This is a genomic window from Streptomyces sp. NPDC127098 (assembly GCF_042722465.1).
GTDB lineage: Bacteria > Actinomycetota > Actinomycetes > Streptomycetales > Streptomycetaceae > Streptomyces > Streptomyces millisiae.
In genome coordinates this window covers 79584-91026 of sequence record NZ_JBHXFJ010000030.1, presented here as the reverse complement: position 1 = coordinate 91026, position 11443 = coordinate 79584, and the positions used below count along the sequence as shown (strand labels likewise).

At 73.7% G+C, this 11443-nt stretch carries 8 protein-coding genes; 3 read left to right on the top strand and 5 right to left on the bottom strand.

Features of this window, described 5'->3' with window-relative positions; all coding sequences use genetic code 11:
• Nucleotides 1-56: 56 nt before the first annotated feature.
• The 5 genes from ACFWI8_RS20135 to ACFWI8_RS20115 form a co-directional block, all read right to left on the bottom strand.
• Nucleotides 57-2222 carry a serine/threonine-protein kinase gene (locus ACFWI8_RS20135; protein ID WP_387093207.1) on the bottom strand — a complete coding sequence of 722 codons (2166 nt, stop codon included), beginning with the start codon at nucleotides 2220-2222 and terminating at the stop codon, nucleotides 57-59.
• A gap of 149 nt (nucleotides 2223-2371) precedes the next feature.
• A complete protein-coding gene (locus ACFWI8_RS20130; protein ID WP_387093204.1) occupies nucleotides 2372-4354 on the bottom strand; it encodes a protein kinase in 1983 nt (660 codons plus the stop codon).
• A gap of 251 nt (nucleotides 4355-4605) precedes the next feature.
• A complete protein-coding gene (locus tag ACFWI8_RS20125; protein WP_387093201.1) occupies nucleotides 4606-6594 on the bottom strand; it encodes a serine/threonine-protein kinase in 1989 nt (662 codons plus the stop codon).
• Between the two features lie 249 nt (nucleotides 6595-6843).
• Nucleotides 6844-7344, bottom strand: a complete 501-nt coding sequence (locus ACFWI8_RS20120) for a MarR family winged helix-turn-helix transcriptional regulator (RefSeq protein ID WP_387093199.1) — start codon at nucleotides 7342-7344, stop codon at nucleotides 6844-6846.
• Complete coding sequence (locus ACFWI8_RS20115; RefSeq protein ID WP_387093196.1) at nucleotides 7341-7946, bottom strand: DJ-1/PfpI family protein; 606 nt, start codon at nucleotides 7944-7946, stop codon at nucleotides 7341-7343. Before ACFWI8_RS20115 ends, ACFWI8_RS20120 begins: the two co-directional genes overlap by 4 nt.
• A gap of 68 nt (nucleotides 7947-8014) precedes the next feature.
• Between ACFWI8_RS20115 and ACFWI8_RS20110 the strand changes: the two genes are divergently transcribed.
• The 3 genes from ACFWI8_RS20110 (at nucleotide 8015) to purD (ending at nucleotide 11301) form a co-directional block, all read left to right on the top strand.
• Nucleotides 8015-8698, top strand: a complete 684-nt coding sequence (locus ACFWI8_RS20110) for a GntR family transcriptional regulator (protein ID WP_387093223.1) — start codon at nucleotides 8015-8017, stop codon at nucleotides 8696-8698.
• Nucleotides 8699-8706: 8 nt separating this feature from the next.
• On the top strand, nucleotides 8707-9357 hold the full coding sequence (locus ACFWI8_RS20105) for a hypothetical protein (RefSeq protein WP_387093220.1): 651 nt from the start codon (nucleotides 8707-8709) through the stop codon (nucleotides 9355-9357).
• Nucleotides 9358-10050: 693 nt separating this feature from the next.
• Nucleotides 10051-11301, top strand: a complete 1251-nt coding sequence (gene purD, locus ACFWI8_RS20100) for a phosphoribosylamine--glycine ligase (protein ID WP_387093193.1) — start codon at nucleotides 10051-10053, stop codon at nucleotides 11299-11301.
• Nucleotides 11302-11443: the final 142 nt, after the last annotated feature.

Genomic DNA, 11443 nt, shown 5'->3' with positions numbered 1-11443 from the left:
GCGGTGCTCCGATCGATCGGAGCACCGCCCGGCCCTTGCGCACCGGCCGGTTCGGCTCAGAGGTCGTCGTTCTGGGCCGTGAACTCGGCCTCGTTCGAGCCGAGACGGAAGAACGAGATCTGCGCGGCGTCGGAGCCGCCCGAGGCCGTCCAGCTGATCCGGTAGGAGGGCAGCGGGTCACAGTCGCCCGCGGTCACGTTGCCCGGACCGACGTAGATGGTGGACTCCTGCAGACCGCCGTTCATCATCGGCGACGACCAGGTGCAGCTGCCGTCGAGGGCGCTGATCACGAACGCCGTCTCACCGGGCGACGCGGTGGTCTCCGGGTCGATCAGCAGCTCCGAGGTGCTGTAGGTGCTGCTGTAGACGGCGTACGACATGCCGTCCGAGCCGGCGTCCTGCGTCGACGGGTTCAGCTCGGCCGACCAGTTGCCGCTCTCCCAGTGCATCGTGGTGCCCTGCATCGTCAGCGTCTGCTCGCCGAACGGGTTGCAGGTGGAGCCGGACGGGAAGGTGGACGTGACGCCCGAGCCGTTGACCACCATGCCGCCGCTGGAGGAGACCAGAGTGGCGCCCTCCACGCACATCACCGAGTCGAGCAGGCTGTACTCGGTGGCCACCTGCTGGCCGGCGGAGCCCTCCGAGATCTCGATGCGGAGCATGAACGGGTCGCCGTTACCGCCGGTGACCTCGCCCACCCAGGCGCCCGCGTAGCCGGGCGGGACGAACGCGTTGGGGTCGGGCGCGGTGCTGTCGCCGTCGTCGGTCCCCTCCCGGCTGGGCTGGTCGTCGTTCTGGTCGTCGTTCTGGCCGTCGCCGCCCGTCGGGCCCTGCGACGTCGTCCGGTCGTTGTCGCCGTCGGCCTCGTCATCGCTGTCACCGCCGCTGAGCGCGAAGATCGAGACGCCGGCGACGATCGCTACGGCGACGATGGCCGCCACCACGATCCAGACCGTGTTGTTCCGCTTGGCCGGGCCCCCGGGGCCTCCGGGGCCGCCCGGGTAGCCGCCGCCAGGGCCGTACGGGCTGCCGCCCATGTCGTGGGGCTGCGGGTAGCCGTAGGCGGGCGTGCCGCCCTGCTGCGGGTAGCCGTACGCCGGGGTGCCCGGCGGCTGCTGCTGCGGGTAGCCGGGCGGCGGCACGGCCGACGTCATGGTCGCCATCGCGTTCACGCCCGTGTTGGACGGCGGCACCGGGCTGGGCGGCGGGGTCCCCGGGGCGAAGGTGGTCGGCGTCGGCTGGGCGCCCGGCGGCAGCGGGGTGACCGGCGGCCCCGCCGGCATCGCCGGCGGCGGCTGGTTGGACGGCAGCGGCGGCGCCTGCATCGGGTCCTCGGAGTCGAGGAGTTCGACGGCGTGCCGGCCCAGCCTGGCGACCAGGGCGCCCGGCAGCCACGGCTCGTCCCCGTCGGCCGGGAGGTCCGTGAACTGGTGCAGCTGGTCGAGGGTGGGCCGCTGCGTCGGGTCCTGCGCCAGGCAGCTCTCGATCAGCGGCCGTATGCCCTCCGGCACGGCGGACAGGTCGTGCTGACCCTGCACGATCGCCAGCATCAGCGCCGTCATCGCGCTGTTGGCGTCGCCGAAGGGGGTGCGGCCGGTGGCGGCGAAGGTGAGGACGGAGCCGAGGCAGAAGATGTCGCTGGCGGGGGTGAGGGTCTCGCCGCGGCACTGTTCCGGGGACATGAAGCCGGGGGAGCCGACGGCGGCGCCGGTGCGGGTGAGGCCCTCGCCGCTCTCCAGGGCGCGGGCGATGCCGAAGTCGATGACGCGGGGGCCGTCGATGGTGATCATCACGTTGGACGGCTTGAGGTCGCGGTGTACCAGGCCGGCGCCGTGGATGTCGCGCAGCGCCTTCACCAGGCCGTTGGCCAGGATGAAGAGGGTGCGCTCCGGGAGCGGCCCGTAGGAGTTGGCGACCACGTCGTGCAGGGAGGGGCCGGCGACATAGCCGGTGGCGACCCACGGGGTCTCGGCGAGCGTGTCGGCGTCGAGCACCGGCGCCGTCCACTCGCCGCCGACCCGACGGGCGGCCTCCACCTCGTGCTGGAAGCGCTGCCGGAACTCCGGCTGCGCGGCCAGCTCCGGCTGCACCAGCTTGACGGCGACCGTGCGGCCGCGGTCGGAGCGCGCCAGATAGACGCTGCCCATCCCGCCGGCGCCCAGCTTCCCCAGCAGTCGGTACTGGCCTACCCGTTGAGGATCTGTCGGCCCGAGCGGCTTCATGCTGAACTACTCCTCTTCGCTCCGTAAGGCCTCATGAGAATACGGGGGCCCGTAGACACTGGGGAGGACAGAGGCCGAACCGTAATCGGTTCCCGCGATGCCCTCATGATTGTGGTTGATGCCATTTCTTGACCGAGCGGCCGTCGGGCTCACTCCCTTTCGAGCGTGAACTCGGGCTCCTCGTCGCCGTACGGCGTGAAGTCGATGCTGGGGGCGTTGTCCCCGGTGAAGGAGCCGCCGGCGTCGGTCGCGTCGAAGTCCAGCCGGTAGGAGGGGAGCGGGTCGCAGTCGCCCGCGGTGACGGCGCCGGGCCCGACCAGCATGGTCCCCCCGTCCGTGCCGCCGCTGACCAGCTGGGACTCCCAGACGCAGTCGCCGTCCGGCTCGCTCGTGGTCATCCCGACCTCACCCGGTTCGACGATGCTGCCGAACTCGGCGGAGAAGTCGTCGTCGCTGTAGACGCCGCTGAAGATGGCGTAGGGCATGCCGTCGGATCCGGGCGCCGTCGCCGCCTCCGACATGATCAGCCGGCCGCCGTCGGAGAGCTCCCACCGCAGGGTGCCGTCGCTCTGCAGCGTGGCCGTCTGGTCCGCGAACGGGTTGCAGCCCTGGTCCGCGGGGGTGGTGCTGGTGACGCCCTCGGGGGCGAGGGATATCGTCCCGCCGTTCACCGAGGCGAGCGAGGCCTCCTCGACGCACAGGAGCTGGGGCAGCACGCTCCACTGGGTGGCGACGATGTCGCCCTGGGAGCCCTCGGATATCTCCATCCGGACGAAGATGCTGTTGTCGCCGTCGAGGAACTCGCCCTCCCAGGCGCCGACGAAGTCCTGGGGCACGGTGCCGCCCCCCGGCTGCTCCGTGGGTTCCTCGGTCGGTTCCTCGGTCGGCGTCTGCTCCGTGGGCTCCTCGATCGTCGTCGGGTGGCCGCCCGTGGGGCCGGGGCCGGGGTCGTCCCCGCCGCCGTTGGTGGCGACAACGGCGATGCCGACGGCCACGGCGAGGACCGCCACCGCGGCGCCCACGATCACCGGCACGTTGTTCCGCTTGGCCGGCGCGGGCGGCGCGCCCGCGTGGGTGCCGGGGCCGTAGGGGCTGAAGCCGCCCGTGGCCTGGTGCGGGTAGCCGTAGCCGTGCGGCGGGGACGGCTGTGGCTGCGGGTAGCCGTAGCCGGAGGACGGGGGTTGGGCCTGGGTGGGCTGGCCGACCGGCGGTTGGCCGATCATCGTGTCGCCCATCGGGTCCTCGGAGTCGAGGAGTTCGACGGCGTGCCGGCCGAGTTGGGCGACCAGGGCGCCGGGCAGCCAGGGTTCGCCGCTGTCGTCGGGGACGTCGGTGTACTGGTGCAGCTGGTCGAGGGTGGGCCGCTGCGTCGGGTCCTGCGCCAGGCACGCCTCGATCAGCCGGCGTATGCCCTCCGGCACCCCGTCCAGGTCGTACTGGCCCTGCACGATGGCGAGCATCAGCGCGGTCATGGAGGAGTTGGCGTCGCCGAAGGGGGTGCGGCCGGTGGCGGCGAAGGTGAGGACGGAGCCGAGGCAGAAGATGTCGCTGGCGGGGGTGAGGGTCTCGCCGCGGCACTGTTCCGGGGACATGAAGCCGGGGGAGCCGACGGCGGCGCCGGTGCGGGTGAGGCCCTCGCCGCTCTCCAGGGCGCGGGCGATGCCGAAGTCGATGACGCGGGGGCCGTCGATGGTGATCATCACGTTGGACGGCTTGAGGTCGCGGTGTACCAGGCCGGCGCCGTGGATGTCGCGCAGCGCCTTCACCAGGCCGTTGGCCAGGATGAAGAGGGTGCGCTCCGGGAGCGGGCCGTAGGAGTTGGTGACCACGTCGTGCAGGGAGGGGCCGGCCACGTAGCCGGTGGCGACCCAGGGCGTGGCCGCCTCGGTGTCGGCGTCGAGCACCGGTGCCGTCCAGTCGCCGCCGACGCGGCGTGCGGCGTCGACCTCGTGCTGGAAGCGTTGCCGGAACTCGGGCTGGGCGGCCAGTTCGGGCTGGACCAGCTTGACGGCGACCGTGCGGCCGCGGTCGGAGCGCGCCAGATAGACGCTGCCCATCCCGCCGGCGCCCAGCTTCCCCAGCAGTCGGTACTGGCCTACCCGTGTCGGATCCGTCGGCCCGAGCGGCTTCATGTGACCTACTCCTCTTTCGCCCCCGTGCACCCCGGTGGAACACCGGAGCGGTTGGCACGCCTTACTTCCGGAACTCGCGAAGGGGGACCGGGCGGGTGCCGCACCCGGTTCCCTCTGTGACTATCACGTTGTACTCATGTGACCGGTTCGGCGACGGACCCGGTCGTGTACCGTACCCCGTTCGATTCCGGACGCCGTCACGGGGGCGCGGGAGTTGTGTGACGCAGCTCACAACGGCGGGTCGGGGATGGTCAGTCGGCGCGCGGGTACCTGCCCTGGTCCCCGTCCGGGTCCGCGAGCCAGGCGATGTTCAGGGCGCCGTCCGGCCCTTCGGTCCACATCCGGAAGCCGCCGTCCGTCCAGCAGTCCGCGCTGTTGCCGTCGCCGACGAGGGTGTCGGGGCCCATGATCACCTCGTCCTCGGTGACCTGCACCAGGCGGTTCTCCCAGGTGCACTCGTAGCTGTCGGTGGTCTGGTGGAACGTCATGACGACATCGCCGACGGCGCCCTGGGTGACGGTGATCTCCGAGGTGCCGCTGCCGTCGTCGTTGTCCCATTCGTAGCGGTAGGTGCCGACCAGGTCCTCGGGCACGTTCGCCTCGGCGGTGGCGTCGGCGCGCCGCAGGGTGGCCTGCTGGTCGTTGTAGGTCCAGGTCAGCTCGTCGCCGTTCGCGGAGAGCTCCAGCGTCTGCGGCGTGGCGTTGTCCCGGCAGGACTCGTTCACCTCGCCCTCGGGCACGCTCCAGTCGTGCAGCTCGGTGAACTCCAGGCGCTGGTCGAAGGATTCGAGCCGCACCTGGAAGGAGCACAGCACCTCGTCGGTGATGGTGGTGGCGGTGCCGACGATGTCGCCCTCCTCGCCCTGGCTGATCTCGAACCGCAGCAGCTTGTCGAGGCCGCTCTCCGGCTCGTACCGGCCCTGCCAGGCGCCCAGGTACTCCTCGTCGATCGACGTCGAGCCGCCGCCCGAGCCGCGTATCACCAGACCCACCACCACGGCGAGCACCACGAATGCCGCGCCCAGCGAGGCGAACGCCCAGCGCCGGGCGTTGTTGCCGCCGCCCGTGGCGCCGGTGGACGTCGCCGGGCCGTAGCCGGCGGGCCCGAAGCCGCCCATGGACGGCATGGAGGGAGCGGGGATCGGCGCGGGCGTGGGCGGCGGGTGGTGCGCCGTGTTGGGCATCGAGTAGGGGGAGGGCAGCGGGACCGGGCGCTGCTGGGCGGAGGGATGCACGCCCGGCCAGGCCGGGGCCGGCGCGGCGGGCCCTGGCGGGGTGGGTCCCGACTGCGAGACGGGCTCGGCCGGGGAGGCGGCGACGGCGCGGTGGTCGGTGCGGCTCTCGGGGCTCTCCGAGTCGAGGAGTTCGACGGCGTGCCGGCCCAACTGGGCGACCAGCGGCCCGGGCAGCCAGGGCTCGCGGGAGCCGTCGGGGGTGGTGAGGCTGAGCAACTCCGGCAGGCTGAACCGCTGCTCGGGGTCCTGGCGCAGGCAGCCGGAGATCACGTGGCGCAGCCCCTCGGGTATGCCCGTCAGGTCGGGCTCCTCCTCGGCGACGCGGAACAGCAGCAGGTGCACGCTGGTGTCGAGCGCGCCGAACGGTGTCCGCCCCGTGGCGGCGTAGGCGAGCAGTGAGCCGAGGCAGAAGATGTCGCTGGCCGGGGTGACGCGTTGGCCGCGCACCTGCTCCGGGGACATGAAGCCGGGGGAGCCGATGGTGGCGCCGGTGCGGGTGAGGCCGCCGTGGTTGGCGTCGAGGGCGCGGGCGATGCCGAAGTCGATGACGCGCGGGCCGTCGATGGTGAGCAGCACGTTGGACGGCTTGAGGTCGCGGTGCACCAGGTCGGCGGCGTGGATGTCGGTGAGCGCGTGGGCCAGGCCGTTGGCCAGCAGGCTGACGCTGCGCTCGGGGAGCGCGCCGAAGTCGCGGGAGACCACCTCGTGGAGGGAGGGGCCGGCGATGTAGCCGGTGGCGACCCATGGAGTTGCGGCCTCGGTGTCGGAGTCGAGCACGGGCGCCGTCCACTGCCCGCCGACGCGCTGGGCGGCGGCGATCTCCAGCGCGAAGCGCCGCCGGAAGTCGGTCTCCTGGGCGAGCTCGCGCTTGATCGTCTTGACGGCCACGGTCCGGCCACGCTCGGAGCGGGCCAGGTAGACCTGGCCCATGCCGCCCTGGCCGAGCCGGCCGAGCAGTCGGTACTGGCCGATCCGATGAGGATCCTGTGCCGTCAGCCGATCCATGTGGAGCAGATCCCCCCGAAGATGACTCTGGTTGCTCCACGAGGATAGAGGCGAACATCCGCTCCGCCCATGGGTGGTCACACGCGCACGGGGGCGCGGCGACGGCGCTGGCACGGGTGGTTGGGCGGCGGGGGTCTTCGTCCCCGGCCCTCCCCGACGTGTGCGGCACCGGCGGGGAGGACCCGGTCGACGTGCGGGGCGGCGGCCCCTCCGGGCGAGGTGGGTGACGGCCCCCGTTCACCCGCCCGTTCACCCGCCCGTTCGCCGCGCGTCGGCGCTCGCCGCCGCCTCGTCCGCCAGCGTCTCCAGGGCCTCGGAGAGCCTGGTCAGGGCGGCGAGTGCGGCGGCGAACTCCGCGCGTCCGCCGAGCGCCTCGGTCAGCCGGTCGGCGAACGCGGTGTGTCCGGGGCCGATCCGGGCGATCGCGGCCCGGCCCTCGTCGGTCGCGGCCAGCAGCTTGGCCCTGCGGTGCGCGGGGTTGGGCTCGTAGGCCGCGAGCCCGCGCTCGACCAGCAGGTCGGCGATGCGTTGCACGCTCTGCCGGGTGATGCCCATGACCCGGGCGACGCCGGAGACCGGCAGCGGCTCCGTCAGCACCGCGCCGAGCACCTGCCACCAGGCGGCGGTGAGCCCGGCCGGCGCGGCGAGCCGGTCGGCGACGGTCAGGAACTGCCCGTTCAACCGGAACGTGGTGATCGCGGCGCCGGAGAGCAGCGCCTGCGGTGTCGGCGGCTCGCTCGCCCTGCTCATCCGGCGGCCGCCACGATCGGGTAGGCGCTGGCGTCGGAGTGCTCGTAGAGTCGGAACCAGGCGTCGAGCACGGTGGGTTCGAGGGCGCCGAGCCGGGCGAGGATCTCCCGGCCGAACGCGACCTGGTCGGTGGGGCCCGCGGTGATCACGTCCCGGTCGGTGACCGCGTCGGCCTCCCGGTAGCGGGCGCCGCCCGCGTAGCCGCTGATGGCCAGCACCTCGGCCGCGGCGCCTGTGTGGTCGCGGTCGTCGAGCAGGCCCTCCCTGGCCAGGCCGACCGTGGCGCCGCAGATCGCGGCGACCGGCACGCCGGCGGCCAGGAAGCGGCGCGCGGCGGCCGCGAACGGCGCCAACTCGTCGCCGGCCAGCCAGCTGTCGGCGCCCGGCAGGATCAACAGCGCGCTGTCGGCGGGCCGCAGCTCGTCGAGGGCCAGGTCGGGCAGGATCCGCAGGCCCCCGACCGTGGTCACCGGCGCGAGGGAGGCGCCCACCGCCCGGACCGTGAAGCCGCGCCGGGAGAGCTCGGCTATGGCGTGGCCCGGCTCCCAGTCGGCGAGGGTGTCGTAGACGGCGATGTGGACGGTTCCGCGCGCTTCGTTCATGACAGCATCCTGCCATCTCGACAGGATGCTGTCAAACTCCTGGCGCAGCGGTAGGCTGGGCTGCCGTGATTCGACGCAGCACCTTGCGGGAGCAACTCGCCGACGCCCTGCGGGAGGAGATCCTCGCCGGCCGGCTCGGTCCGGACGGTGAGTTCACCGTGCGCGAGATCGCCGAGCACTACGGGGTCTCGGCGACTCCGGTGCGCGAGGCGCTGGTCGACCTCGCCGCCCAGGGGCTGCTGGAGGTGGAACAGCACCGGGGCTTCAAGATCAAACAGTTCTCGTTGGCCGACTTCCGGCACATGATCGAGGCGCAGGCCCTGGTGAACGACGGCATCCTGCGCCGCCGACCCCCCTTAAACCGGTGGGACGCGCTGCCCGAGGCGTTCACCTCCATCCGCCGCCGCGCCACCGCCGCCCGGCAGGCCGCCATCGCCGGCGACCTCGACATCCTCATCGCCTACGACCTGCGATTCTGGCGCGAACTCGACGCGCTGCTCGGCAACCCACACATCGGCGAGTTCCTCGACCGGCTCCGGGTGCGCTGCTGGGCCTTCACCGTCCCCCACCTGCGACGTCAACGCGTGCTCGCCGGCCGGCTGTGGGCCGGCCACCCCGACCTGGCCGACGCCGTCGAGCGGGGCGAGGCGGAGGAGACGGAACGACTGCTCGGCGACTACCGCGACCACGCGCTGACGCTCGCGGTCGAACTCACTACCCTTGCCGTACCGCGTCACCCGGACCGAGAGTGAGCCCACACGTGGCCTGTGACCTGTGGCTGGTCCCCCTCGTCGATGTGCTGTGCCACAGCCCTGACAACCCCTTCGCGGAAGAACTCGCCGACTACGACCAGGCGCTGGCCGACGCCGGACTGCCGCCGGTGCCCGTGCAGGGCTACGTGCCCGGCACGTCGGGCGAGGTCGCGCCGATCGCCGGCTTCGACTACGCCGCGCTCCACCTGCTGCGGCGCGCCTACCTGCTCCAGCTCAGCGGCCTGCCGGTCACGCCGGCGGAGCAACTGGAAGGCGACTACCAGCAGTTGCTGGAAATGTTCGAGTCCACGGCCCAACAGGCGCATCTCGTCTGGCACTTCGACCACGCCGGCTGCTACGTGCCGGTCGACTTCCCGCACCCCCTGGTCAACGAGACGCTGCTCGCCGGCGGCGGTCCGCTCGGGTCGAGCCACGGCCTGCTGCGGGAACTCGAGACGGTGGCGCCGGCGCTCGGCCTCGACCCGCGCAACCCGCCCCCGCCGCCGAGCCCGCCCACCCGCCCCACCAGCCTCGACGAACCCGCGGCCGAGCCGACCGCGCTCGACCACCCCTTCGCCCACGAACGCCACGTCTGGCTCTCCCTGCACACCGCCGCCACCCGCAGCCTGGCCCAGGGCGCGATGATCGTCTTCAGCTAGCCGCGGCGTGCGCGTGGCCTCGCCCGGCCGACCACCTGGGTTGCCGCCCGGCCGGGGCTTCGCCCCGGACCCCGGCGGGGCCAGGTCCGGTGGTGGGGCTCTGGCCAGACGTGACCGGAACGGTGGGGTTGGTCCGGCCGGGCCATGGAGCTCGCTGCGGGGCTACGCCCCAGGCGGCGATGGCCGCGCCTGGCCGACCACCTGGGTTGCCGGCTGGCCGGGGCTTCGCCCCGGACCCCGATGGTCGTGCCCGGGCGGCCCGGCCGGCCGTCGAACTCGCCGCGGGCCGGCGGCTCGGCCGCGGGGCCGTGCCCCCGATCACCCGGACGCCGGGCTTCGCCCCCCTCGGTGAGGCCCGCGCCGGCGGTGCGGCTCTGGCCAGACGTGACCGGAGCGGTGGGTGCGGCCGGTTTCCCGGCACGGTCGTCGCCTCCGCCGGGCCGCCCCGCCGGGGCTCCGCCCCGGAATGCGGGCGTGCGGTCCCGCCCGGCGGCGGTGCGCCGCCGCCGTTGGCGGCCGGCCACGGCCACGGTCCCGCGCCGGCGGCGCCGGTCCCGGTCATGCCGGGCGGGTGGGCGCGTGGTGTGGCGTCCGTGGCTGAGGTCCCTTCGAGGCGTTCGCTCCGCCAGGAGCGGCTGTCACTCGAAAGGGTGGAAGTCGGGGCACGGCGCCCGCGCCGTTAGGCTGCCTGGCGTGAGGATCCTTGTCATCGGCGGCGGTGCCCGCGAACACGCCCTGTGCCACGCTCTCTCCCGCGACCCGGCCGTCACCGCGCTGCACTGCGCGCCCGGCAACGCCGGCATCGCCGAGGTGGCCACCACCCACCCGGTCGACGCGCTGGACGGCGCGGCCGTGGCCGCGCTCGCCGGCCGGCTCGGCGCCGAGCTGGTCGTCGTGGGGCCCGAGGCCCCGCTCGTGGCGGGTGTCGCGGACGCGGTGCGGGCCGCCGGCGTGCCCGTCTTCGGCCCTTCGGCCGAGGCCGCCCGCCTGGAGGGCAGCAAGGCGTTCGCCAAGGAGATCATGGCCGCAGCCGGCGTGCCGACCGCCAGGTCGTACGTCTGCCTCACCGCCGCCGAGGCCGACAAGGCACTCGACGCGTTCGGCCCGCCCTACGTCGTCAAGGACGACGGCCTGGCCGCCGGCAAGGGCGTCGTGGTCACCGAGGACCTGGCGCGCGCCAGGGAGCACGCCGCGTCCTGCGAGCGTGTGGTCATCGAGGAGTACCTGGACGGGCCCGAGGTGTCACTGTTCGCCGTCACCGACGGCGAGACGGTCGTCCCACTCCAGCCCGCGCAGGACTTCAAGCGCGCCCTCGACGGCGACCAGGGCCCCAACACCGGTGGCATGGGGGCCTACTCGCCGCTGCCCTGGGCCGAGCCCGGTCTCGTCGACGAGGTGCTGGAGACCGTGCTCCAGCCCACCGTGGACGAACTGCGGCGCCGCGGCACCCCGTTCGCCGGGCTGCTGTACGCGGGGCTCGCGCTGACCTCCCGCGGCGTACGGGTGGTGGAGTTCAACGCCAGGTTCGGCGACCCGGAGACCCAGGTGGTGCTGGCCAGGCTCCGCACCCCGCTGGCCGGGCTGCTGCTGGCCGCCGCCACCGGCGAGCTCGCCGAGTTCCCGCCGCTGCGCTGGAGCGAGGGCGCGGCCGTCACCGTGGTGGTCGCGGCCGAGGGGTACCCGGAGGCGCCGCGCTCAGGCGACCCGATCGAGGGGCTCGACGAGGTCGCCGCGGCCGACGCGCCCGACGCCTACGTGCTGCACGCCGGCACCCGCAGGGACGACGCAGGGCGCGTCGTCAGCGCCGGCGGCCGGGTGCTGTCCGTCACCGCCACGGGGACCGACCTGGCGGCCGCCAGGGAGCTGGCGTACCGCGCCGTCGGCCGGATCAGGCTCGCCGGCGCGCACCACCGCACCGACATCGCCGCCCGGGCGGCCGGCTGACCGGGCGCCGACGCCATCGGCCCCGCCGTGTCGCCTCCTTTACCCAAAGCCCCACCATCGAGTGACCGATCCGCTGACCGGCTGACGCACCAGCCGCGCCCAACTAGGGTGCGGCGCAATGTGGTTCGCCCCTCCGTCCGGC

Excerpts from the sequence above, each read along its gene's own strand:
- ACFWI8_RS20115 (WP_387093196.1), bottom strand. The coding sequence starts at position 7,946 with ATGAACGAAGCGCGCGGAACCGTCCACATCGCCGTCTACGACACCCTC.
- ACFWI8_RS20135 (WP_387093207.1), bottom strand. The coding sequence starts at position 2,222 with ATGAAGCCGCTCGGGCCGACAGATCCTCAACGGGTAGGCCAGTACCGA.
- ACFWI8_RS20120 (WP_387093199.1), bottom strand. The coding sequence starts at position 7,344 with ATGAGCAGGGCGAGCGAGCCGCCGACACCGCAGGCGCTGCTCTCCGGC.
- ACFWI8_RS20130 (WP_387093204.1), bottom strand. The coding sequence starts at position 4,354 with ATGAAGCCGCTCGGGCCGACGGATCCGACACGGGTAGGCCAGTACCGA.
- ACFWI8_RS20125 (WP_387093201.1), bottom strand. The coding sequence starts at position 6,594 with ATGGATCGGCTGACGGCACAGGATCCTCATCGGATCGGCCAGTACCGA.